The following is a 21652-nucleotide window of genomic DNA, read 5'->3' on the forward strand; positions in this document are numbered from 1 at the left end:
GGTCTTTATGAAACGATTCAAAAGCGAAGCTAAGGGCGCTCGGGTGGAGGTGTCAACCCTGTCGGCCGGTCGCGCGTCGGTCCGGTCAGGCGCGGTGCGCCGGCGTTTTCCTTGACCGGACGGGCTGTCCCTGCTTAACGTCCCAAGGGTGTGTTGAAACCTTTCATCAACCCTTCACAGCTAGGAGCGCACCCGTGCAGCGCGTCTGCTTCGTCCTCAAGGTCCGCGAGGACCGGATCGCCGAGTACCGCGAACGGCACACGGCCGTGTGGCCGGACATGCTCGAAGCGCTCTCGGCCACCGGCTGGCACAACTACTCGCTCTTCCTGCGCGACGACGGCCTGCTGGTCGGCTGTCTGGAGACCGAGGACTTCGCCGCGGCGCGGGCCGCGATGGAGGCCACCGAGGTGAACGCCCGCTGGCAGGCCGAGATGGCGCCGTTCTTCGAATCGCTCGACGGCGCCCGTCCCGACGAGGCGATGAAGCCCCTCACCGAGGTGTTCCATCTCGCCTGAGGACCCGGCCGCCGGTGCCGGGCCGGGCGTCTGACCGGGGCGGCTCCCGAGACGGCGTGACGGTAGTGTGATGCGCCCCGGCCGCCCCTCGGCACTCGTCTCGCGCCCCCTCGCTCCCCGCCCCTCGCCCACTCGTCCTCTCGGAGGTTCCTGCCTGATGTCCCAGTCGGTGGGTATCAAGGACGTCGCTCGCGCCGCCAACGTCTCCGTGGGCACGGTGTCGAACGTCATCAACCGGCCGGACTCGGTGGCCGCCGAGACCCGGGCCCGGGTGCTGTCCGCCATCGACCGGCTCGGTTACGTCCGCAGCGAGTCCGCACGCCAGTTGCGCGCCGGCCGCAGCAGGATCATGGGACTGCTCGTCCTTGACATGGGCAACCCCTTCTTCGTCGACGTGGCACGCGGGGCCGAGCGCGCCGCCCGGAAGGCCGGCCTCGGCGTGATGGTCTGCAACAGCGACCAGAGCCCCGGCGAGGAGGCCGAATATCTGTCGCTCTTCGCCGAACAGCGGGTCCGGGGCGTGCTGTTGACCCCGGCCGACGCCACCGGGAGGACCGTCGCCGCCTTCCGCCGCCACAACATCCCCTTCGTCCTCGTCGACCGCGTCGCCGAGGGCCTCACCGAGTGCTCGGTCTCCGTCGACGACGTGACGGGCGGCGCGCTGGCCGTACGGCACCTGCTCGACGCGGGGCACCGCTCCATCGCCTACGTCAGCGGCCCGCCGAACCTGAACCAGGTCAGGGACCGCCGCACCGGCGCACTGAACGCCCTCGCCGAGGCCGGCCTCGGGCCGGAAGCGCTGCGCGAGCTGCCGACCGAGCGGCTCGACGTCGGCGCGGGACGCGACGCCGGCGCCCGGATCCTCGGCCTCGCCGACCGCCCGACCGCCGTCTTCTGCGCCAACGACCTGCTCGCCCTCGGTGTTCTCCAGGCCCTGTACGCGGCCGGTGTCGCGGTCCCCGACGACCTCGCCATCGTCGGCTACGACGACATCGAGTTCGCGGCCGCCGCGGCCGTCCCGCTCACGTCGGTGCGGCAACCGGCCGTCACCATGGGCACGATGGCCGCGGAACTGCTGTTGGAGGAGACCGAGGCGCAGGGCGGCGGGCGCGCGCACGAGCACCGCCGGGTGGTGCTCCAGCCCGAACTGGTCGTCCGGCGTTCCAGCCTCTCCGCCCGCTGAGCCGGCTCCGCAGGGGCCCGGGGGCCCGTACGCACCGGGGCCTCGTTCACCCGGCCGGCAGCCCCAGGCCGGCGGCCAGGCGGGACCGGTGCCAGGCGGGCGGTCCGAACAACTGGGCAGCGGCGTGGGCGCGCTTGAAGTAGCGGTGGGCGTCGTGCTCCCAGGTGATGCCGATGCCGCCGTGGAGCTGGATCATCTCGCCCGCGACCGCGGAGAACGCCTCCGAGCAGGCGGACTTGGCGGCGGCCGCAAGCCGGCTCGCCCCGGGTGCCGCCGCGTCCGCCCCGGCCGCCGCGCCCAGCGCGACCGAGCGCGCCGCCTCCACCTGGACGTACGCGTCGGCGAGGCGGTGCTTCACCGCCTGGAACGAGCCGATGGGCCGGCCGAACTGGACCCGGTCCTTCACATGGGCGACCGTGATCTCCAGACATCGCGCGGCCGCGCCGGCCTGCTCCGCCGCCAGCGCGGTGCAGGCCAGGTCGAGGACCCGCGCCAGCACCCGGCCCCCGTCGCCGTTCCCGCCGACGAGCCGGCCCTCGGCCGCGTCGAGCACCACCCGTGCCTGTGCGCGCGTCCCGTCCAGGGTGACCAGCGCCTCCCGGCGGACCCGCGCGCTTCCGGCGTCCACCTGGAAGAGCGAGACCCCGGCGTCGGTACGCGCGGCCACCAGCAGCACGTCCGCCTCCGCGCCGTGCAGGACATGCTCCTTCGTCCCGGTCAGCAGCCACCGTCCGGCCGGGCCGGCCACGGCCTTGGCCCGTACCGCTGCCGGGTCCCAGGAACCCCGCTCCGCCCAGGCCAGCGCTCCGACGTCGCCGCCCGACACCAGTCGCGGCAGCAGCCGCGCGCAGGCCGCCGTGTCCCCGGAGGCGAGCAGTGCCTGCACGGTCACCACCGCCGACCCGAGGGCGGGCACCGGGCTCAGCCGGCGCCCCAACTCCTCCATCACCACATGCACTTCGCGGGCACCGCCACCGAACCCGCCGTACGCCTCCGGGACCGCGAGCCCCGCGACGCCGATCTGCTCGGTCAACGGCCGCCAGGCGGACGCCCCTTCGTGGCGCGCGAGCAGCGACCGTACGGCGCTCCGCAGCTCCTCGTGTTCCTTCGTCGGCCTCACCGTCCGCCGCCCGCCTGCTGCGCCAGCACGCGGGCGCGGTGCCGGGCGGTGGTGCCCCAGGCGTCGCGGAGTGGGCGGGCCTTGCGGATCCACAGCGAGAGGGCGAGCTCGTCGGTGTAGCCGACGGCTCCGTGGATCTGCAGCGCCGTACGGGCAGCCGTGCAGGCCGACTCACAGGCGGCGACCTTGGCCGCCGAGACCCCGGCCGCCTGCCCCGGTTCGCCGTTGGCGAGGGCGAGCGCGGCGGCGTACAGCAGCGGCCGGGCGAACTCGAGCCCGATCAGGGTGTCGGCCAGCCGGTGCTTGACGGCCTGGAAGGAGCCGACGGGGACGCCGAACTGGACGCGCCGCCGGGCGTGGGCCACGGTCGCGTCCAGCAGCGCCCGGCCCAGACCGAGGGACTGCGCCGCGGTGGCGAGCGCTGCCACGTCGGCCGCGTGGTCCGCCGCGGCGCGCACCCGGGGGCCGTGGGCCAGGACCGGGCCGGGGCCGGGGCGGGCCAGCCGGCGCGCCGGGTCGGCGGACCGCTGGACGGGCCCGGCGGACTCCGCGAGCCGCAGGACGTCGCCCTCGACGACGAGGACGGTGTCGGCCGCCGCGGCGTCCAGGGCGAAGGGCTGGGCGTCGGACAGCAGACAGAGGGAGGTGACCGTCCCGCCGGACGCGATGCCCGGCAGCAGGTCTCCCGCTGTGCCGTCGTCGCCCAGCCTGTCCAGAAGGGCCGCCGCGGCGACCGTCTCGACGAGCGGGCCGGGCACCGCGTGGCGGCCCAATTCCGTGAAGGCCACGGAGAGTTCGACGGGAAGCGGGCCGAGTCCCTTGTGGCGCTCCGGAACGGCCAGGGCGAAGACGTCCGCCTCGGCGAGCCGGGCCCACAGGGCGCGGCCGGGCGCGCTGTCGCCCGCCGCCCAGGCCCGTACGGCGGCCGGGGTGTCCGCCGCCGACAGCATGGCGTTCAGGGAGCGGGCGAAGTCCCGTTGCGCGGCGTCGAGGAGGAACCGCATCAGCGACGCCCCTTCGGCAGACCGAGCAGCCGCTCCGCGATGATGTCGCGCTGGATCTCGTTGGTGCCGGCATAGATGGGGCCGGCCAGTGAGAAGACGTACCCCTCTGCCCAACTGCCGTGGTCCGGGGCCTCCTCGGCCAGGTCGCCGAGCTCCCCGTACGGGCCGAGCAGGTCGAGCGCGGTCTCGTGCAGCGCGATGTCCAGCTCCGACCAGAACACCTTGTTGAGGCTGGCCTCCGCCCCGGCCGCGCCGCCTCCGGCCGGGCCGCCCCTGTCCGAGCCGCCTGCTCTTGAGCCGCCTCCGGCCGAGCCGCCCGGGCCGGGGCCGTCGTCGGCGGTACGCGAGGCGGTGGCGAGGGCGAACAGCCGGTACGCCTCCGCGCCGATGACCGCGTCGGCCACCCGGTCGCGCAGCGCCGTGTCGGACGCCTCCCCCCGTTCCCGCCACAGCTCCCTCAGCCGCCCGGCCGCGGCGGTGAAGCGCCCCGGGCTGCGCAGCGTCAGGCCGCGCTCGTTCCCGGCGGTGCTCATGGCCACGCGCCAGCCGTCGCCCGGTTCGCCGATGACGTCCTCGTCGGCCACGAAGACGCTGTCGAGGAAGAGTTCGGCGAACGCGGGCTTCCCGTCGAGCCGGCCGATCGGCCGGACCGTCACACCGGGGGCGTCGAGCCGAACCATCAGATACGTCAGACCCCGGTGCGGCCGATCCGTGGCCGGCGCGCTGCGGAACAGGCCGAAGGCGCGGTCGGCGAAGGCGGCCCGCGACGACCAGGTCTTCTGCCCGTCGAGCAGCCAGCCGCCGTCGGTGCGGGTGGCGGTGGAGCGCAGGGAGGCGAGGTCGGAGCCGGACTCCGGTTCCGACCAGGCCTGTGCCCAGATCACCGCACCGCTCGCCATGTCCGGCAGGATCCGGGCCCGTTGGGCTTCGCTGCCGTGCTCCATGAGGGTCGGGGCGAGCAGACTGATGCCGTTCTGGGCGACCCGGCCCGGCGCCCCGGCCGCGTAGTACTCCTCCTCGAAGATCAACCACTCCATGACAGAGACACCGCGTCCGCCGTACCGCTCCGGCCACGCGACGGCAGACCAGCCGTCCCGGCCCAGCGTGCGCTCCCACTCCCGGTGGGCCGCGAAACCCTCGGCGGTCTCCAGCGACGGCAGCGGTACGGCGGGGACGTGGGCGGTGAGCCAGGCGCGTGCCTCGTCGCGGAACGCCCGCTGCTCGGCCGTCAGTTCGAGGTCCATCAGGACCCGGCCTCCTTCATCGCGCGGACGTCCATGCCGCCGAGCGGGTCCTGAGCGGTCTCCGCGTTGTGCGCGTGCGCGAGATGGTGCAGCCCGAAGACGGAGTCCGTCCCGGTGTGCAGGCCCTGGAGGTCCTCGGCCTGGTTGACCGCGCGCTTGGTCAGTGCCAGCCCCATCCGCGGCATCTCGGCGATCCGCACCGCCAACTCCATGGTGTGGTCCATGAGTTCGCCGCGCGCCACGACACGGTTGACCATCCCGACCTCGTACGCGCGCCGTGCGCTCATCCGGTCGCCGGTGTAGAGGAACTCCTTGGCGATCCGCGGCGGCATCACCCAGGGATGGGCGAAGTACTCGACACCGGGGATGCCCATCCGGACCACCGGGTCGGCGAAGAACGCGTCCTCGGAGGCGACGATCAGGTCGCAGACCCAGGCGAGCATCAGCCCGCCCGCCACACACGCGCCCTGTACACAGGCGATCACCGGTTTGGGCAGCTCCCGCCACCGCCGGCACATCCCCAGATACACCTCGGACTCGCGGGCGAAGCGGCTCTCGGCGCCCGGCTTGTCCGAGTGGTCCCACCACAGTCCGGCCGTGCGGTCGAACGGCAGATGGGCGTCGCGCTCCGGGGTGCCGATGTCGTGGCCGGCGGAGAAGTGCCCGCCCGCTCCGGCCAGCACGACGACCTTCACGGCGTCGTCGTCGGCGGCGCGGTAGAAGGCCCGGTCCAGGGCGTAGGTCATCGCGGAGTTCTGGGCGTTGCGGTACTCGGGCCGGTCCATGGTGACCAGGGCGACCGGGCCCCGTACCTCGTAGCGGACCGGTTCCGTCGGGACAGCGGACATCCGCCCTCCTTCCCTAACAAGTGTTTGGTAGGTTAACGTACGGGCCGTGGGCCGTCGAGATCCGCAGGGAGCCGGTGCATGGACGCCGTGGAGGAGTTCAGGGCCGAGGTGAGGAGCTGGCTGGCCGCCAACCTCACCGGCGACTTCGCCGGCCTGCGCGGTTGCGGCGGCCCGGGCCGGGAGCACGAGGCCTTCGCCGAACGCCTCGCCTGGGAGCGGCACATGGCCGCCGCCGGCTGGACCTGCGTCGGCTGGCCCGAGGAGTATGGGGGCCGCGGCGCCACCCTCGAACAGCAGGTGGCCTTCCACGAGGAGTACGCCGAGTCCGGCGCGCCCGCTCGCGTCAACCACATCGGCGAACAGCTCGTCGGCCCCACGCTGATGGCCTTCGGCACACCGGAGCAGCGCGCCCGCTTCCTCCCGCCGATCGCCGCCGCCGACGAGCTGTGGTGCCAGGGCTACAGCGAGCCGGACGCCGGCTCCGACCTGGCCGCGGTGCGCACCAGGGCCGAACGGGACGGCGACGCGTGGGTCGTCACCGGCCAGAAGACCTGGACCTCGCTCGCCCACGCGTCCCACTGGTGCTTCGTCCTCGCCCGCACCGAGCCGGGCTCCGTGCGCCACGACGGTCTCTCGTATCTGCTGGTGCCCATGGACCAGCCCGCCGTCGAGGTCCGGCCGATCACCCAGCTCACCGGCACCTCGGAGTTCAACGAGGTGTTCTTCGACCGTGCGCGCACCCCGGCGTCGAACATCGTCGGGGCGCCGGGGGAGGGCTGGACGGTGGCCATGGCCACCCTCGGCTTCGAACGTGGCGTCTCCACCCTCGGCCAGCAGGTCGGCTTCCGGCGGGAGCTGGAGGCGCTGATCGACCTGGCCCGGCGCAACGGCGCGGCCGGCGACCCGCTGATCCGCGACCGGCTCGCACACGCCTGGATCGGTCTGGAAGCCGTCCGCTGCAACGCCCTGCGCATGCTCGACGCGGTCGCGGCCGGCGCGCCGGGCCCGGAGGCGTCGATCGGCAAGATCTTCTGGGCCACCTGGCACCGCGGCCTCGGCGAACTCGCCATGGACGTCCGCGGGGCCGGGGGCATGCTGGCCGCGGGGGAGCCGTACGAGCTCGACGCGTGGCAGCGGCTGTTCCTCTTCTCCCGCGCCGACACGATCTACGCCGGATCGAACGAGATCCAGCGCGACATCATCGCCGAGCGGGTGCTCGGCCTGCCCAGGGAGGCGCGTGGATGAACGCTGCCGCGCCCACGCCGTGGGAACTCCTGCGCCGGGCGACGGCCCGGGGCATCCGCCGGTGGGCGGGGGACGACAATGGCAGCGTGCCGAAAAGTAATGTGCCCCGCATGAACGCGCCCAGCGGCAACGCGCCGGACGACAAGAAGGCGCCGGTCAGCGACGCGCCGGCAGAGAAGAAGGCGACGCCGGCCGCCGGCCGGAGGAAGGCCGTGAGCGCCCCGCCAGAACGCCGCCGTGAACTGCTCGGCACCGCCGCCGAGGTCTTTGCCGAGCAGGGCTACAACGCCACCACCGTCCGCAAGATCGCCGACGCGGCCGGAATGCTGGCGGGGAGCCTCTATTACCACTTCGACTCCAAGGAGTCGATGCTCGACGAGATCCTCTCCACCTTCCTGGACGAACTGTGGGCCGGCTACGACGCCGTACTGGCCGCCGACCTCGGCCCGAGGGAGACCATCGAGGCGCTCGTCGTGGAGTCCTTCCGCGAGATCGACCGCCACCGCGCGGCCGTGGCGATCTACCAGAAGGAGTCCCGGTACCTCGCGGCCCAGCCCCGCTTCGCGTACCTCACGGACTCGCAGCAGAAGTTCGAGAAGGCCTGGCTGGGCACCCTGGAGCGCGGGGTCGCCGACCGGGTCTTCCGCGCCGACCTGGACGTCCGGCTCACCTATCGCTTCGTGCGCGACACCGTGTGGGTCGCCGCGTCCTGGTACCGGCCGGGCGGTCTGCACAGCCCCGACGAGATCGCCCGGCAGTACCTGTCCATGGTCCTCGACGGCATCGCCCTCGGGAGCGCGCCCACGTAACAGCCACCGGAGCCCGAGCCCCGGAAGCCCCGGAGCCCGGAGCCCTCGGAGAAGGAGCCGAAGCCATGCCCGAGGCATACATCGTCGAAGCGGTCCGCACCCCGGTCGGCAAGCGCGGCGGCGGCCTGTCCGCCGTCCACCCGGCCGACCTCGGCGCACATGTGCTGCGCGCCCTGATGGAGCGCTCCGGCGCCGACCCGGCCGCCGTGGAGGACGTCGTCCTCGGCTGCGTCGACACGGTCGGCCCGCAGGCCGGTGACATCGCCCGCACCTGCTGGCTCGCCGCCGGGCTGCCGGAGGAGGTGCCGGGAGTGACCGTCGACCGCCAGTGCGGCTCCTCCCAGCAGGCCGTGCACTTCGCCGCGCAGGGAGTGCTCTCCGGCACCCAGGACCTCGTTGTCGCGGGCGGCACGCAGAGCATGTCGCAGATCCCCATCGCGTACGCGAGCCGCCGGGCGACCGAACCCCTCGGTCTCACCGAGGGCCCCTACGCCGGCTCGAAGGGCTGGCGCGCCCGCTACGGGGACCGGCCGGTCGACCAGTTCCACGGCGCGGAGCTCATCGCGGAGAAGTGGGGCATCAGCCGCGAGGCCATGGAGGAGTACGCGCTCCGGTCACACCGGCGGGCCGTACGGGCCGTCGACGAGGGCCGCTTCGCACGAGAGACGGTCCCCTGGGAGGACGTGCGCACCGACGAAGGGCCGCGCCGGGACACCGGCCCGGAGAAGATGGCCGCTCTGCCACCCCTGACCGAGGGCGGTCGGCTGACCGCCGCCGTCTCCTCCCAGATCTCCGACGGGGCCTCGGCGATGCTGATCGCCTCGGAACGGGCCGTACGCGAACACGGCCTGACGCCCCGCGCCCGCGTCCACCACCTCTCCGTCCGCGGCGAGGACCCCGTCCGGATGCTGTCCGCGCCGATCCCGGCCACCGCGTACGCGCTGAAGAGGACCGGCCTGTCGATGGACGACATCGACCTGGTCGAGATCAACGAGGCGTTCGCCTCCGTCGTCCTGGCGTGGCTGAAGGAGACCGGAGCGGACCCGGCGAAGGTCAACGTCAACGGCGGCGGCATCGCGCTCGGCCACCCCCTCGGCGCCACCGGCACCAGGCTGATGACCACGCTGCTGCACGAACTCGAGCGCACCGGCGGCCGCTACGGACTCCAGACCATGTGCGAGGGCGGCGGCCAGGCCAACGTCACGATCATCGAACGGCTCTGACCCCGCGCCGGGCCCCGCGGTCGCCGCCGGCTCAACGCCCGGCGTCCCCGGGTGCCGGGCGCTTCGCGGACACGAACGCGTCCCGGTGCCGGTCCGCGATTCCGCTGAGGTTCGCCTCGAAGGTGAAGCCCTGCTCGAACCGGTAGCTCCGGTGGACGTCGACCGGGTCGATGCCGTTGATCGCCGCCTTCGCCAGCCGCAGCAGGCCGCCGTCCTTCGCCGCGATCTCCCGCGCCAGTTCCAGCGCGGCCGCGCGCAGTTCCCCGCGCGGCACCATCCGCCACACGGAGCCGTGCCCGTGCAGCTCCGCGGCGGTGACGGTCCGTGAGGTGTAGTACAGGGTGCGCATCAGATGCGGCGGCACCAGCCGGGACAGATGCGTCGCGGCCCCGAGCGCCCCGCGCTCCAGCTCCGGGAGCCCGAACGTCGCGTCGTCGCTCGCGACGATCGCGTCGGCGTTCCCGGCCAGCCCGATGCCGCCGCCGAGGCAGAAGCCCTGCACGGCGGCGACGACGGGCACCTCGCAGTCGTAGACGGCGGCGAACGCCTCGTAGCAGCCGCGGTTGGCGCCGACGAGCGCGTCGTGGCCGGGCGTGCGCTGGATCTCCTTGATGTCGACGCCCGCGTTGAAGCCCCGGCCCTCGGCGGTGAGCACCACACAGCGCACGCCGGGATCGGCGCCCGCGGCGCGCACCGCGCCGGCCAGGTCGTACCAGCCCTGTACCGGCAGGGCGTTGACCGGAGGGAAGTCCACGGTGACGACGGCGACGCCCGGTTCCGCGGTGGAGGTGGAGACACCCATGAGCAGATCAGCTACCCTTCAAGTGGCCCTTACCAAACGTTTGTTAGGTAGACGTTAGCAGGCCTCGGGACCACCGGCCGGGGTCAACCGCCGGACGCTGCCGTACACCGGAAGGACGCGGACCGTGACCGGACTCTGCGCAGGACGTGTCGTCGTCGTCACCGGAGCCGGGCGCGGCCTGGGGCGCGCGCACGCGCTCGCCTTCGCCGCCGAGGGCGCGCGGGTGGTAGTCAACGACCTCGGCGTCGCACTCGACGGCACGGGCGCAGACGCAAGCACCGGCCCCGCCCGCCAGGTCGCCGAAGAGATCCGGTCGCTCGGCGGCCGAGCGGTGGCCCACGACGGCGACATCGCGACCACCGAGGGCGCCGCCTCCCTCGTCGCCGCCGCGCTCGACGCCTTCGGCCGCCTCGACACCCTCGTCAACAACGCGGGCTTTCTGCGCGACCGGATGCTGGTCAACCTGACCGAGGACGACTGGGACGCCGTCATGAGGGCCCATCTCAAGGGCCACTTCCTGCCGCTCAAGCACGCTGCCGCGCACTGGCGCGCGGAGGCGAAGGCGGGCCGCGTGCCGCGGGCCCGGGTGGTCAACACCACGTCGGGCGCGGGCCTGCTGGGCAGCGTCGGGCAGGCCAACTACGCGGCCGCGAAGGCCGGCATCGTGGGCCTGACCCTCGTCGCGGCCGCGGAGCTGGCCCGCTACGGCGTGCAGGTCAACGCGATCGCGCCGGCCGCCCGTACGCGGATGACGGAGCGGACGTTCGCCGGCGCGATGGCGGCGCCGGCCGCGGGGCGGTTCGACGCGATGGCGCCGGCGAACGTGTCCCCGCTGGTGGTGTGGCTCGGCTCCGCCGCCTCCTCTGGGGTGACCGGCCGGGTCTTCGAGGCCGAGGGCGGCCGGATCACGGTCATGGAGGGCTGGCGGCCGGGGCCGGCCGCCGACGCGGCGGGGCGCCGGACGCCCGAGGAGGCGGGCGCGGCGGCCCGCGAACTGCTGGCGGCGGCCGAGCCTCCCGGGCCCGTCTACGGGGCGCGGTAGCCCAGTCGCCCCCGCGCGGCCAGATACCGGGCGGGCAGCTCACCGCCGCCGTGGACGGCCAGGTCCGCGCCGTTGACGTAGCCGGCCGACGGCCCGGCCAGGTACAGACAGGCCCCGGCGACGTCCTCGGGGACGGCCGTCCGCCGCAGGGGGACGACCCGGCCGAGAGCGTCCCCTTCACCGGCGGTGGCGTCCTCGGTCCGTACCGGGCCGACCGTGATGTGGTTGACGCGCACCCGCGGCCCCCACTCCAGGGCCAGCGCCCTGGTCAGCGCGAGCAGCCCCGCCTTGGCGGCCGAGTACGCGGCCGTGCCGGGCTGCGGGGTGTGCGCGGAGACGCTGCCGATGTTGACGACGCAGCCGCCGTTCTGCCGCTGCATCACCCGGTTCGCGGCCTGGGCCATGTGGAACGGGGCCAGCAGATTGAGCGCCACGACCCTCTCGACGAACCGTGGCGAGGCCGTCGCCGCGTCGCAGTCAGGGGAGCCCCCGGCGTTGTTGACGAGGACGTCCAGCCGTCCGAAGCGGCTCACGGCGTGGTCGACGAGATCCTCCGCCGCCGCGGGGTCGCGTACATCGGTGCGGCGGAACAGCGCGCTCCGTCCGCCCGTCTCGGGCAGCGAGGGCGGTTCACCGCGCCCGCAGACGACGACGTCGGCGCCGACGGCCAGGAACGCCTCCGCGATCGACCGGCCGATGCCCCTGGTGCCGCCGGTGACGATCACCGCTCTGCCCGCGAAGTCCATCGGCTCCCCACATCGCTCGGTGCGCGACCGTTCCCTTGACGGGCGGCCGGACGCCCAGCCTAATGTTTCTACCAAACGTTTGCTAGGTTCGAATGACGGGCCGTCAGGAGCCGCGGATGCGCGACAAGAGGATGACCGGGGAGCAGGTGGCCGGCCGGCTGCGTTCCGGCATGACCATCGGCATCGGCGGATGGGGCTCGCGGCGCAAACCCATGGCGCTGGTGCGCGAGATCCTGCGCTCCGACGTCACGGATCTGACCGTCGTCTCCTACGGCGGCCCCGACGTCGGCCTGCTCTGCGCCGCGGGCAGGGTCCGCAGGCTCGTCTTCGGGTTCGTCTCGCTGGACACCGTCGCGCTCGACCCGCACTTCCGCGCCGCCCGCCAGGCGGGCCGGTTCGAGGTCGCCGAGTACGACGAGGGGATGCTCCAGTGGGGCCTGTACGCGGCGGCCCTGCGGCTGCCCTTCCTGCCGACCCGCGCGGGCCTCGGCTCTGACGTCATGACGGTGAACCCGGGCCTGCGCACCGTGCCCGACCCGTACGGCAGCGGCGAGGAACTGGTCGCCATGCCGGCCCTCCCGCTCGACGCCGCCCTGGTGCACCTGAACCGCGCCGACGCCGCGGGCAACGCCCAGTGCCTGGGCCCCGACCCGTACTTCGACGACCTCTTCTGCGGCGCCGCAGAACACGCCTTCGTCTCCTGCGAACGGATCGTGCCGACCGCCGAACTCACCCGCACCGCCCACCCGTCGACCGTCGTCGTCCGGCGCCTCGCCGTGACAGGCGTCGTGGAGGCCCCGGGCGGTGCGCACTTCACCTCGTGCGTCCCCGACTACGAGCGGGACGAGGCGTACCAGCGCGCGTACGTCACCGCGGCCGGCGACCCCGAGGCATGGGCCGGCTTCCACCGGCGCTACCTCGCCGGGGAGGAGCCCTGCGAACGGCGCCCGGCCGCCGGGGGGAGGCCGGTATGAGCGACGTGACCAGGGCCGAGGTCTGCGCGGTCGCCTGCGCCGAGGCCTTCCGCGGCAACGGCGAGATCCTCGCCAGCGCCTTCGGCACGATCCCGGCGATCGGCGTCCGGCTGGCCCGGCACACTTTCTCGCCCGACCTGCTGCTCACCGACGGCGAGGCCCGTCTGATGCAGGGCACCTGGCCGGTCGGCGCACCGGCCGACGGCGTGATCGAGGGCTGGGCGCCGTTCCGGACCGTCTTCGACCTCGTCTGGAGCGGCAAGCGGCACGCCATGATGATCCCCACCCAGATCGACGCCCACGGCAACGTCAACATCTCCGCCATCGGCCCACACGCCCGGCCGGAGGTCCAACTGGTCGGAGTCCGGGGCGCCCCCGGCAACACCGTCTGCCACCCGGTCAGTTACTGGATTCCCCGGCACACCACCCGGGCCCTGGTGCCCCGCGTCGACATGGTGGCGGGCGTCGGCACCGACTCGGCGGCCGCGGCGGGCCCCGCCGCCCGCCGCTACCACGACCTGCGCAGAGTCGTCACCGAACTCGCCGTACTGGACTTCGAGTCACGGTCCGGCGCCCTGCGCCTGGTGTCCGTGCACCCCGGGGTCGGCGTCGAAGAGGTCCGCGAACGCACCGGCTTCCCGCTGCTCACCCACGGCGGCGAACCGGCGCGCACCCGGCTGCCCACGGACGACGAACTCCGGCTCGTACGGGAGGTCATCGACCCGAGGCGGCTGCGTGACGCCGAGGTCGCGGCATGAACCGCCCACCCCCGCACCCGGCGCTGCGCACCCGGGCCTGCGAGCTGTTCGGCGTCGAACACCCCATCGTCCAGACCGGCATGGGCCACGTCTCGGACGCGGCGCTGACCGCGGCGACCGCCGAGGCGGGCGGCCTGGGCATCCTCTCCGCCGGCCTCCTCGGCCTCGCCGAGCTCGAACGGGCCGTCGCCGCAGTCCGGTCGGCGACCGACAGGCCGTTCGGCGTCAATGTGCGCGCCGACCAGCCCGACATCGGCCGGCGCATCGACCTGCTGATCCGCGGCGGCGTACGGGTGGTCTCCTTCGCCCTCGCCCCACGGCCCGAGCTCATCGCCCGCTGCAAGGAGGGCGGCCTGATCGTCGTCCCCTCCGTCGGCGCGCGGCGCCACGCCGAGAAGGTGGCCGGCTGGGGCGTCGACGCGGTCGTCGTCCAGGGCGGGGAGGGCGGCGGCCACACCGGCCAGGTGCCGACCAGCCTGCTGCTGCCGCAGGTCCGCGACGCCGTGGACATCCCCGTCATCGCCGCGGGCGGCTACTTCGACGGCCGCGGCCTGGTCGCCGCCCTGGCCTACGGCGCCGACGGGATCGCCATGGGCACCCGCTTCCTACTGACCAGCGACTCGCCCGTCGCACGGCAGGTCAAAGAGGTCTATCTCGCCAAGTCCGTCACCGACACCGTGCTGACCCGGCAGATCGACGGCATACCCCAACGGGTCCTGCGGGCCGGCCCGGTCGACCGGCTCGAAAGCAGCTCGGGCCCCGTCCGCACCCTGCGCGCCGTGCGCAACGCCGTCGCCTTCCGCCGGATGTCGGGGGCGCGGTGGTCCGAACTGGTGCGGGAGGGGCTGGCCATGCGGCGGGAACACGAACTGACCTGGAGCCAGGTCGTGATGGCGGCCAACGCGCCGATGCTCTACCGCACCGCCCTGCTCGAAGGCCGCGCCGACATCGGGGTCATGGCCACCGGCCAGGTGGTCGGCCTCATCGACGACCTGCCGAGCTGTGCGGAGCTGATCACCCGGATCATGACATCGGCGGACGAGATCCTGACGCGGCTGGGCCGTACGCCGGACGACCGCCTCCCTGCGAGCTGAGGAGTACGGATGTCCGCACCGACCGACCCCACCGCGCCCGCCGCTTACCCGGTAAGCCATGGGCTGCTCGCCGGCCGCACGGTCGTCGTCACAGCCGCCGCCGGCACAGGCATCGGCTTCGCCGCCGCCCGCCGCTGCGCCGAGGAGGGCGCCCGCGTGACCGTCAGCGACCGGCACGAACAGCGGCTGAAAGAAGCCGCCGACCGGCTCGAGGAGCTGACCGGAGACCGCCCGCTGGCCGTCCCCTGCGACGTCACCGACGGCGCGCAGATCGACCGCCTGATGGACGCGGCGGCCGCGGAGTACGGAGGCATCGACGTCCTGGTGAACAACGCGGGCCTCGGCGGCACGGCCAGCGTCGTCGACATGACGGACCATCAGTGGGACAGCGTCCTGGCCGTCACCCTCACCAGCACTTTCAAGGCCACCCGCGCGGCCCTGCGCCACATGATCCCCGCCGGGCGCGGCGCGATCGTCAACAACGCCTCGGTGATCGGCTGGCGCGCGCAGCGCGGCCAGGCCCACTACGCCGCCGCCAAGGCCGGTGTGATGGCGCTGACCCGGTGCAGCGCCCTGGACGTCGCCCGGCACGGCATCCGCGTCAACGCCGTCGCCCCGAGCATCGCGGTGCACCCGCACCTGGCCAAGGTCACCAGCGACGAGCTGCTGTCCGAGCTCAGCTCCCGCGAGGCGTTCGGCCGCGCCGCGCAGCCCTGGGAGGTCGCCAACGTCATGGTCTTCCTGGCCAGCGACTACGCCTCGTACATGACCGGCGAGGTCGTCTCCGTCAGCAGTCGCCACCCCTGACCCGGCCCCCGCGGCCCCGGCGGCCGTCCCACGCGGCTCCGGCGCGCCCCGTACGCCCTAGACTCTGCGGATGGCGAAGTACTTCGATGTGCACCCCGAGAACCCCCAGCGACGCACCATCAGCAGTGTGGCCGAAAGCATCAGAGCCGGCGCGCTCGTGGCCTATCCGACGGACTCCTGCTTCGCGCTGGGATGCCGGCTGGGCAGCCGTGACGGCATCACCCGGATCCGGTCGATCCGCAATCTCGACGAACGCCACCACTTCACGCTGGTGTGTCAGAACTTCGCACAGCTGGGCCAGTTCGTGCAGATCGACAACGACGTGTTCCGGGCGATCAAGGCGACGACGCCCGGCAGCTACACCTTCATCCTTCCCGCGACGAAGGAGGTGCCGCGCCAGCTGCTGCACCCGAAGAAGAAGACCGTCGGCGTCCGGATCCCCGACCACGTCGTCGCCCAGGCCCTGGTCGCCGAGCTCGGCGAGCCGCTGCTCTCCAGCACGCTGCTCCTGCCGGACGAGGAGGAGCCGATGACCCAGGGCTGGGAGATCAAGGAACGGCTCGACCACGTGGTGGACGCGGTGGTCGACTCCGGCGACTGCGGCACCGAGCCGACCACGGTCATCGACTTCTCCGGCGGCGAACCGGAGATCGTGCGCCGCGGAGCGGGCGACCCCTCGCGCTTCGAGTGACAGCGGCGCGCCGGGCGGCGGGTCCGGGCCGGGAAGCCGCCCGGTCCCGCCGGTGCGACGACGCCGCCCGGCGGGCCCTTCGCTGTGACACCGGGCATAGGGGCCACGTCACGTCCTAAGCCCGGTAGTGGACGCCGGCGCCCTGCTGAACCGGAACGATGGGCCCATCGAGGAGTCATTCGAGCATTTCTTGGTATTCGGGTAGTAGGTCACATTCTTGCGCCGTGCTCCCGCCGCCTTTAACCATGGCTGACGTCAGGAGGGGCATCCCCCTCCGCCGCCGCACCTCATCCGGTCGGCCCCCGACGTCCCCTGGGAGTTCCCCCGTATGACCGCCTTCACTCGCACCGCCCGCACCGCCCGCACCGCTCGCCTCCGCAAGCTCTCCCTCACCGGCCTGGCCACCGCGGGCGCCGCGGCAGTGGCGCTGACCCTCGCTCCCTCTCCCGCCCACGCCGCCCCCGCCGCGGCGGTCGAGGTGGCGGCGGAGAAGAAGGCCGACAAGCCGAAGAAGGGCAAGAAGGTCTACGCCGACAACCTCGACGGCTGGATCAAGGAAGCACTCGCGATCATGAAGGACGAGGGCATCCCCGGCAGCTACGAGGGCCTGCACCGCAACATCATGCGCGAGTCCAGCGGCAACCCGAACGCCCAGAACAACTGGGACGTCAACGCGCAGAACGGCACCCCGTCCAAGGGGCTGCTCCAGGTCATCCAGCCGACCTTCGACGCCTACCACGTCGAGGGCACCCCGCGTGACCTGACCGACCCGGTCGCCAACATCACCGCGGCCGCGAACTACGCCGCCGACAAGTACGGCTCCATCGACAACGTCGACTCCGCCTACTGATCCCTCGCCGGCGGCCACAGGTGCGCCGTCTCGCCCGGCGCGAGCTGGTCCACGACCTCGGCGAGCGCCGAGCAGGCCAGCTCGATCTTGCGGCGGACGGCGATCTGCTCCGCGACGATCGCCGCCAGCAGCAGCCCGGTCAGCGCCGCACACCCGTTGAGCGCCTGGAGGATCACCATGACCTCCAGCATGGTCCGGTCGCCGAACACGCCGGAGCCGCCGGTCGCCGCCGAGATCGCCATCACCGAGATCAGCAGCGCGCACGGCGCGGTGCCGGGCAGCTGGAACCGCAGAGCCGCCCAGATCAGCACCGGGAACACCAGGAAGAGCAGTGACAGGTCGGCCCGCGTGGCCACCAGCGTCACGGCCACCGAGGCCACGCAGAGCGCCACCGCCTCCGTCCACCACCACGCCCGGGTGTCGCGCGGCAGCCGGGCGCGGCGCAGCACCAGCAGCAGCGGCGTGATCACCAGAACGCCCATCGCGTCACCGGTCCACCACGCGGACCACACCGCCCAGAACTCGCCGGGCGGCAGCGACCCGCTCAGCACCAGGGTCCCCGCGCCGAACGTCGCGCTCACGAGCATCCCGGCCAGCGCGCCGAGGAACACCAGCGCCAGCCCGTCCCTGAGCCGGTCGAGACCGGTGTGGAAGCCGATCCGCCGCAGCAGCAGATACGCGGACAGCGGGGCGAGCGTGTTGCCGGCCAGGATGCCGAGCGCGCCCGCGTCGAGGGTGTCGATCGTGGCCATGGTGAGGAGCGCGCCCAGGGAGATCCCGGGCCACACCCCGGCCCCGGCCCACAGCAGACAGGCCAGGGAGATGCCCGTGGGCGGCCACAGCGGTGTGACGACCGCCCCGTCCACGACCACCTGCTGGAGGAGGCCGATCCGGCCGCCCACCCAGTAGGCGCCTGCGACGGCGAGGACACGCAGCAGCGCTGCGGCGGGGCGTCGGACTCGTTCGCTGCGGACCACGCATGTCATCACACAGCGTTCCCGCCGCCCCGCCCGTGTGACACGCGCGGCCGGTGGCCGCGAACTTCCCCGGCGGCTACGCGGCGTCCTGGAGCAGGACGAGAACCGCCGCGTCATCGGTGTGATCGGTCAGCGCCGCCGTGCCCATCACCCGCGCCGCCAGCTCCTGTGCCGCCGTGCCGTCACGGGCCGCGCACCGGACCATGCCGGTCACCGCAGCCAGCCCCGCCTCGATCGGATACGACGGCCCCTCCACGACGCCGTCCGTCAACAGGACGAACGCGCCGCCCGCGGACAGGCGCCGGGTCGCCACCGGATACACCTCGCCGGGCAGGATGCCGAGCGGTACGCCCGCCTCGTCCTCGACGACCCCGCCCTCCCCGCCGGGCGTCGCCCACACGGCCGGCACATGACCGGCGCGGGCGCTCCGCAGCTCGCGCAGCGCCGGGTCGTAGCGCAGGAAGCTGCATGTCGCGAAGAGCCCGTGGTCGACGGAGAGCAGCAGCTCGTTGGCGCGGCGCAGCACCTCGCCCGGGTCGGTGGTGGCCATCGCGACGGCGCGCAGCCCGATGCGGACCTGCCCCATGAAGGCGGCGGCCTCCACGTCGTGGCCCTGCACGTCACCGATGGACAGGGCCAGCGAGCCGTCGGGGAGGAAGAAGGCGTCGTACCAGTCGCCGCCTATGTCAAGACCGTTCCGGGCGGGGGCGTACCGTGCGGCGACCCGCAGGCCCGGCACGGTGGGCAGCTCCGCCGGCAGCATCGAACGCTGCAGCGCCTCGGCCAGCTCGACCCGGGCCTTGTGCTGCTCGGCGCCCTGCCGCGCCCGGTCGGTGAGCCGTCCGAGCGTGGCCAGCATCTCCTCCGCGGTCGCCGATCGGGCGGGGCGATGCCGGCTCATGGACGTCTCCGCACCGCGTCCGAAGGTCGACCGGCCCGGTGCCCGTGCGGCGTACGGCGGACCGGCCCGGCTGGGCCCTGCAGCCCGCGTCCATTCTATTTCCGCCGGACGAGGGCTGCCCGAGGTGACCGCGGGCCGCCGTCAGCACTGCCCGGAGGGCGGGGGAGGGGGAACCATCGCCCACCGGATCGCACCGGTCAGCGCCGTCCCGGTCGGCTGCACGCAGCGCCGCTCGACCCCCGGCGCGTACGGCAGTCCGAGCGGCTTCCTGGCCCACGGCGGCAGCAGAGCGACGGCGTTCGCGGCCAGGACCGCGTACGGCGCTCTGGCCGCCCACGGCAGAGGCGGGTGGCGGAGCATGAAGCGGGCGGCCTCCCGGGCCTCCCGCGAGGCGCGGAGCTCGGGACGGTAGGCGTCCAGCCGCTCCGCCAGCCCGGCCCGGTCGCGCGGCGGATCGGCCACCCCGAGGGCCTCGGCGACCCGTGCCGTGTCGGCGACGTACCCGTCGCAGCCCGCCGCGTCCAGCGGATGCTTCCCGTAGCGCTGATGCGCGCACAGGAAGCTGTGGACCTCCGCGACGTGCACCCAGCCCAGCAGATGCGGGTCAGAGGCGCGGTACGGCTCTCCCGACTCCGTCGTGCCCGTCACGCGCGCGTGCACGGCGCGCACCGTCTCCACCGCGTCCCGGGCGTCGTCCGCCGTCCCGTACGTCGTCACCGCGAGGAACGTGCTGGTGCGCTGGAGCCGCCCCCACGGGTCGCCCCGGTAGCCGGAGTGCGCGGCGACGGCGGCCATGGCCAGCGGATGGAGCGACTGCAGCAGCAGGGCGCTCAGCCCGCCGATGAACATGGAGGCGTCGCCGTGCACGGTGCGGATCGGCCGGTCGGGCCCGAACCAGCGCGGGCCCGGGGTGCCATGGATACGGGCACGGTTCTCCGGTCCCGAGGGGCCTGCGACACGGGTGAAGAGCCTGCTGCCCAGCTGCCGTCGCACACTGGGGATCGAGTGCGCCGAGCTGTTCATTCCTCAAGTATCGCGCCCGTCGCGGCGAACCCCGCCGGTCCCGGCCCAGGTCCCGGTCCCGGCGTCAGCGGTGGGTGGCCAGCAGCCCCGCGAGCACGCACAGGGCCGTCGCGCCGAGCAGCGCCGCGACGCTCGCACACAGCAGCCGGCGCCGGAGCTCCTCGTAGCGCGCGGTGTACTCGGCCCGCAGCTCGTTGGCCCGGGAGACCAGGGCCTTCAGCACACGCCGTGACAGGGCGATGCGGTCCTCGGTGTAGATGCGGACGACCTCCTCGCGCTGCGCGCCCGTCAGCCACGGCATCCGGGCGGCGAACTCCTCGGCCTCCCGCGCCGCCTCCCGCACCCGGCTCTGCGCGAGGAGGTAGCCCTCCAGCTTGGCGATCCCCGCCGCGACCTCCGCCTCCGGCTGCCGCACCCGGCCCCTCACCTGCCGTCCCTGTCCTCGCCGAGCGGCGGGGCGACTCCCTGCCCCGGCTCGTAGACGTCGCGCCGTCCCGCGTCCGTGACCTCGTCCAGGGTGGCGATGGCCGGGTGGTGCAGGTCGAACGACGGCGACTCGCTGCGGATGCGCGGCAGTGTCGTGAAGTTGTGCCGCGGCGGCGGGCAGGAGGTGGCCCACTCGAGCGAACGGCCGTAGCCCCACGGGTCGTCGGTCAGGAGCTTCCTGCCGTACTTCGCCGTCTTCCACACGTTGTAGACGAACGGCAGCATCGACAGACCCAGCACGAAGGAGCTGATGGTCGAGATGGTGTTCAGCGCGGTGAAGCCGTCGGCGGCGAGGTAGTCCGCGTACCGCCGCGGCATGCCTTCCGCACCGAGCCAGTGCTGCACCAGGAACGTGCCGTGGAAACCGACGAACAGCGTCCAGAAGGTGATCTTGCCCAGCCGCTCGTCCAGCATCTTGCCGGTGAACTTCGGCCACCAGAAGTGGAATCCGGCGAACATCGCGAACACCACGGTGCCGAAGACGACGTAGTGGAAGTGCGCGACGACGAAGTACGAGTCCGAGACGTGGAAGTCCAGCGGCGGCGACGCCAGGATGATGCCGGTCAGACCGCCGAACAGGAACGTCACCAGGAAGCCGATGGACCAGAGCATCGGCGTCTCGAAGGACAAGGAGCCCTTCCACATCGTGCCGATCCAGTTGAAGAACTTCACGCCGGTCGGCACGGCGATGAGGAACGTCATGAAGGAGAAGAACGGCAGCAGCACCGCTCCCGTGACGAACATGTGGTGCGCCCACACCGTCACGGACAGACCGGCGATCGCGATCGTCGCACCGACCAGACCGATGTAACCGAAGATGGGCTTGCGGGAGAAGACCGGCAGGATCTCGGTGACGATGCCGAAGAACGGCAGGGCGATGATGTAGACCTCCGGGTGGCCGAAGAACCAGAAGAGGTGCTGCCACAGGATCGGCCCGCCGTTTGCAGGGTCGAAGACGTGGGCGCCGAACTTGCGGTCCGCCTCCAGGGCGAGCAATGCGGCGGCCAGGACCGGGAAGGCCAGCAGGACCAGCACACCGGTCAGCAGGACGTTCCAGGTGAAGATCGGCATCCGGAACATCGTCATGCCGGGAGCGCGCATGCAGATGATCGTGGTGATGAAGTTGACCGAGCCGAGGATCGTGCCGAAGCCGGAGAAGGCCAGCCCCATGATCCACATGTCGGCGCCGACACCCGGTGAGTGGGCGGCGTCGTTCAGCGGGGAGTAGGCGAACCAGCCGAAGTCGGCGGCGCCCTGCGGGGTGAGGAAGCCGGCCACCGCGATCAGCGAGCCGAAGAGGTACAGCCAGT

At 73.2% G+C, this 21652-nt stretch carries 23 protein-coding genes; 12 read left to right on the forward strand and 11 right to left on the reverse strand.

Going from position 1 to position 21652, the window contains the following annotated elements:
- Window positions 1–194 precede the first annotated feature (194 nt).
- Window positions 195–515, forward strand: a complete 321-nt coding sequence (locus ACWD01_RS27615; RefSeq protein WP_451165502.1) for an L-rhamnose mutarotase — start codon at window positions 195–197, stop codon at window positions 513–515.
- A gap of 157 nt (window positions 516–672) precedes the next feature.
- On the forward strand, window positions 673–1698 hold the full coding sequence (locus tag ACWD01_RS27620; protein ID WP_451165503.1) for a LacI family DNA-binding transcriptional regulator: 1026 nt from the start codon (window positions 673–675) through the stop codon (window positions 1696–1698).
- Window positions 1699–1744: 46 nt separating this feature from the next.
- On the opposite strand, the gene ACWD01_RS27625 is transcribed toward ACWD01_RS27620, so the two are convergent.
- Genes ACWD01_RS27625 through ACWD01_RS27640 form a run of 4 tightly spaced genes read right to left on the reverse strand, consistent with a single transcriptional unit; the run spans window position 1745 to window position 5914 of the window.
- The gene (locus ACWD01_RS27625; protein ID WP_451165504.1) at window positions 1745–2818 is read right to left on the reverse strand and encodes an acyl-CoA dehydrogenase family protein; all 1074 of its coding nucleotides are present in this window, start codon (window positions 2816–2818) and stop codon (window positions 1745–1747) included.
- Entirely contained in the window at window positions 2815–3822 is a 1008-nt protein-coding gene (locus tag ACWD01_RS27630) for an acyl-CoA dehydrogenase family protein (RefSeq protein WP_451165505.1), read from the reverse strand. The genes ACWD01_RS27625 and ACWD01_RS27630 overlap by 4 nt, the downstream gene beginning before the upstream one ends.
- Window positions 3822–5066 carry an acyl-CoA dehydrogenase family protein gene (locus ACWD01_RS27635; RefSeq protein ID WP_451165506.1) on the reverse strand — a complete coding sequence of 415 codons (1245 nt, stop codon included), beginning with the start codon at window positions 5064–5066 and terminating at the stop codon, window positions 3822–3824. The genes ACWD01_RS27630 and ACWD01_RS27635 overlap by 1 nt, the downstream gene beginning before the upstream one ends.
- On the reverse strand, window positions 5066–5914 hold the full coding sequence (locus ACWD01_RS27640; protein ID WP_451165507.1) for an enoyl-CoA hydratase: 849 nt from the start codon (window positions 5912–5914) through the stop codon (window positions 5066–5068). Before ACWD01_RS27640 ends, ACWD01_RS27635 begins: the two co-directional genes overlap by 1 nt.
- 78 nt (window positions 5915–5992) lie before the next feature.
- Between ACWD01_RS27640 and ACWD01_RS27645 the strand changes: the two genes are divergently transcribed.
- From ACWD01_RS27645 to ACWD01_RS27655, 3 genes are all read left to right on the forward strand, one after another.
- Entirely contained in the window at window positions 5993–7159 is a 1167-nt protein-coding gene (locus tag ACWD01_RS27645; protein WP_451165508.1) for an acyl-CoA dehydrogenase family protein, read from the forward strand.
- A gap of 110 nt (window positions 7160–7269) precedes the next feature.
- The gene (locus ACWD01_RS27650) at window positions 7270–7968 is read left to right on the forward strand and encodes a TetR/AcrR family transcriptional regulator (protein ID WP_451165509.1); all 699 of its coding nucleotides are present in this window, start codon (window positions 7270–7272) and stop codon (window positions 7966–7968) included.
- A gap of 65 nt (window positions 7969–8033) precedes the next feature.
- On the forward strand, window positions 8034–9191 hold the full coding sequence (locus ACWD01_RS27655; protein WP_451165510.1) for an acetyl-CoA C-acetyltransferase: 1158 nt from the start codon (window positions 8034–8036) through the stop codon (window positions 9189–9191).
- Window positions 9192–9222: 31 nt separating this feature from the next.
- On the opposite strand, the gene ACWD01_RS27660 is transcribed toward ACWD01_RS27655, so the two are convergent.
- Window positions 9223–9993, reverse strand: coding sequence for an enoyl-CoA hydratase family protein (locus ACWD01_RS27660; RefSeq protein ID WP_451165511.1), 771 nt, complete (start codon window positions 9991–9993; stop codon window positions 9223–9225).
- A gap of 124 nt (window positions 9994–10117) precedes the next feature.
- Here ACWD01_RS27660 and ACWD01_RS27665 point away from each other — a divergent pair, with 124 nt between their 5' ends.
- Window positions 10118–11035 carry an SDR family oxidoreductase gene (locus ACWD01_RS27665; RefSeq protein WP_451165512.1) on the forward strand — a complete coding sequence of 306 codons (918 nt, stop codon included), beginning with the start codon at window positions 10118–10120 and terminating at the stop codon, window positions 11033–11035.
- Here ACWD01_RS27665 and ACWD01_RS27670 read toward each other — a convergent pair.
- Entirely contained in the window at window positions 11020–11781 is a 762-nt protein-coding gene (locus tag ACWD01_RS27670) for an SDR family oxidoreductase (RefSeq protein WP_451165513.1), read from the reverse strand. The genes ACWD01_RS27665 and ACWD01_RS27670 overlap by 16 nt on opposite strands.
- 116 nt (window positions 11782–11897) lie before the next feature.
- Here ACWD01_RS27670 and ACWD01_RS27675 point away from each other — a divergent pair, with 116 nt between their 5' ends.
- From ACWD01_RS27675 to ACWD01_RS27700, 6 genes are all read left to right on the forward strand, one after another.
- Window positions 11898–12755, forward strand: coding sequence for a CoA transferase subunit A (locus ACWD01_RS27675; protein ID WP_451165514.1), 858 nt, complete (start codon window positions 11898–11900; stop codon window positions 12753–12755).
- Window positions 12752–13513 carry a CoA-transferase subunit beta gene (locus ACWD01_RS27680; RefSeq protein ID WP_451165515.1) on the forward strand — a complete coding sequence of 254 codons (762 nt, stop codon included), beginning with the start codon at window positions 12752–12754 and terminating at the stop codon, window positions 13511–13513. The genes ACWD01_RS27675 and ACWD01_RS27680 overlap by 4 nt, the downstream gene beginning before the upstream one ends.
- Window positions 13510–14607 carry an NAD(P)H-dependent flavin oxidoreductase gene (locus ACWD01_RS27685; RefSeq protein ID WP_451165516.1) on the forward strand — a complete coding sequence of 366 codons (1098 nt, stop codon included), beginning with the start codon at window positions 13510–13512 and terminating at the stop codon, window positions 14605–14607. The genes ACWD01_RS27680 and ACWD01_RS27685 overlap by 4 nt, the downstream gene beginning before the upstream one ends.
- A gap of 9 nt (window positions 14608–14616) precedes the next feature.
- Window positions 14617–15414: an SDR family oxidoreductase gene (locus tag ACWD01_RS27690; protein ID WP_451165517.1), complete on the forward strand. Its 798-nt coding sequence runs from the start codon at window positions 14617–14619 to the stop codon at window positions 15412–15414.
- Window positions 15415–15484: 70 nt separating this feature from the next.
- Window positions 15485–16105 (forward strand): L-threonylcarbamoyladenylate synthase, encoded by a 621-nt coding sequence (locus tag ACWD01_RS27695; RefSeq protein WP_451165518.1) that lies wholly within the window; start codon window positions 15485–15487, stop codon window positions 16103–16105.
- 328 nt (window positions 16106–16433) lie between these two features.
- On the forward strand, window positions 16434–16955 hold the full coding sequence (locus ACWD01_RS27700; protein ID WP_451165519.1) for a transglycosylase SLT domain-containing protein: 522 nt from the start codon (window positions 16434–16436) through the stop codon (window positions 16953–16955).
- Here the strand turns inward: ACWD01_RS27700 and ACWD01_RS27705 are convergent.
- The 5 genes from ACWD01_RS27705 to ACWD01_RS27725 all read right to left on the reverse strand — a co-directional run.
- Window positions 16949–17932, reverse strand: a complete 984-nt coding sequence (locus tag ACWD01_RS27705; protein WP_451165520.1) for an MASE1 domain-containing protein — start codon at window positions 17930–17932, stop codon at window positions 16949–16951. The genes ACWD01_RS27700 and ACWD01_RS27705 overlap by 7 nt on opposite strands.
- Window positions 17933–18008: 76 nt before the next feature.
- Window positions 18009–18833, reverse strand: a complete 825-nt coding sequence (locus ACWD01_RS27710) for a PP2C family protein-serine/threonine phosphatase (protein WP_451165521.1) — start codon at window positions 18831–18833, stop codon at window positions 18009–18011.
- Between the two features lie 141 nt (window positions 18834–18974).
- Window positions 18975–19856: an oxygenase MpaB family protein gene (locus tag ACWD01_RS27715; protein WP_451165522.1), complete on the reverse strand. Its 882-nt coding sequence runs from the start codon at window positions 19854–19856 to the stop codon at window positions 18975–18977.
- A 64-nt stretch (window positions 19857–19920) separates the two neighbouring features.
- A complete protein-coding gene (locus ACWD01_RS27720; protein ID WP_451165523.1) occupies window positions 19921–20271 on the reverse strand; it encodes a hypothetical protein in 351 nt (116 codons plus the stop codon).
- Between the two features lie 8 nt (window positions 20272–20279).
- Window positions 20280–21652, reverse strand: a 1373-nt coding sequence (locus ACWD01_RS27725) for a cytochrome c oxidase subunit I (protein ID WP_451165524.1), incomplete at its 5' end; no start/stop codon positions are given.

It is taken from the genome of Streptomyces sp. NPDC002835, assembly GCF_053591995.1.

What these genes read in the sequence shown, in the direction of transcription:
- ACWD01_RS27710 (WP_451165521.1), bottom strand. Translation starts at nt 18,833, where the DNA reads ATGAGCCGGCATCGCCCCGCCCGATCGGCGACCGCGGAGGAGATGCTG.
- ACWD01_RS27640 (WP_451165507.1), bottom strand. Translation starts at nt 5,914, where the DNA reads ATGTCCGCTGTCCCGACGGAACCGGTCCGCTACGAGGTACGGGGCCCG.
- ACWD01_RS27695 (WP_451165518.1), top strand. Translation starts at nt 15,485, where the DNA reads ATGGCGAAGTACTTCGATGTGCACCCCGAGAACCCCCAGCGACGCACC.
- ACWD01_RS27670 (WP_451165513.1), bottom strand. Translation starts at nt 11,781, where the DNA reads ATGGACTTCGCGGGCAGAGCGGTGATCGTCACCGGCGGCACCAGGGGC.
- ACWD01_RS27690 (WP_451165517.1), top strand. Translation starts at nt 14,617, where the DNA reads ATGTCCGCACCGACCGACCCCACCGCGCCCGCCGCTTACCCGGTAAGC.
- ACWD01_RS27620 (WP_451165503.1), top strand. Translation starts at nt 673, where the DNA reads ATGTCCCAGTCGGTGGGTATCAAGGACGTCGCTCGCGCCGCCAACGTC.
- ACWD01_RS27655 (WP_451165510.1), top strand. Translation starts at nt 8,034, where the DNA reads ATGCCCGAGGCATACATCGTCGAAGCGGTCCGCACCCCGGTCGGCAAG.
- ACWD01_RS27715 (WP_451165522.1), bottom strand. Translation starts at nt 19,856, where the DNA reads ATGAACAGCTCGGCGCACTCGATCCCCAGTGTGCGACGGCAGCTGGGC.
- ACWD01_RS27700 (WP_451165519.1), top strand. Translation starts at nt 16,434, where the DNA reads ATGACCGCCTTCACTCGCACCGCCCGCACCGCCCGCACCGCTCGCCTC.
- ACWD01_RS27630 (WP_451165505.1), bottom strand. Translation starts at nt 3,822, where the DNA reads ATGCGGTTCCTCCTCGACGCCGCGCAACGGGACTTCGCCCGCTCCCTG.
- ACWD01_RS27650 (WP_451165509.1), top strand. Translation starts at nt 7,270, where the DNA reads ATGAACGCGCCCAGCGGCAACGCGCCGGACGACAAGAAGGCGCCGGTC.
- ACWD01_RS27685 (WP_451165516.1), top strand. Translation starts at nt 13,510, where the DNA reads ATGAACCGCCCACCCCCGCACCCGGCGCTGCGCACCCGGGCCTGCGAG.
- ACWD01_RS27660 (WP_451165511.1), bottom strand. Translation starts at nt 9,993, where the DNA reads ATGGGTGTCTCCACCTCCACCGCGGAACCGGGCGTCGCCGTCGTCACC.
- ACWD01_RS27635 (WP_451165506.1), bottom strand. Translation starts at nt 5,066, where the DNA reads ATGGACCTCGAACTGACGGCCGAGCAGCGGGCGTTCCGCGACGAGGCA.
- ACWD01_RS27680 (WP_451165515.1), top strand. Translation starts at nt 12,752, where the DNA reads ATGAGCGACGTGACCAGGGCCGAGGTCTGCGCGGTCGCCTGCGCCGAG.
- ACWD01_RS27645 (WP_451165508.1), top strand. Translation starts at nt 5,993, where the DNA reads ATGGACGCCGTGGAGGAGTTCAGGGCCGAGGTGAGGAGCTGGCTGGCC.
- ACWD01_RS27675 (WP_451165514.1), top strand. Translation starts at nt 11,898, where the DNA reads ATGCGCGACAAGAGGATGACCGGGGAGCAGGTGGCCGGCCGGCTGCGT.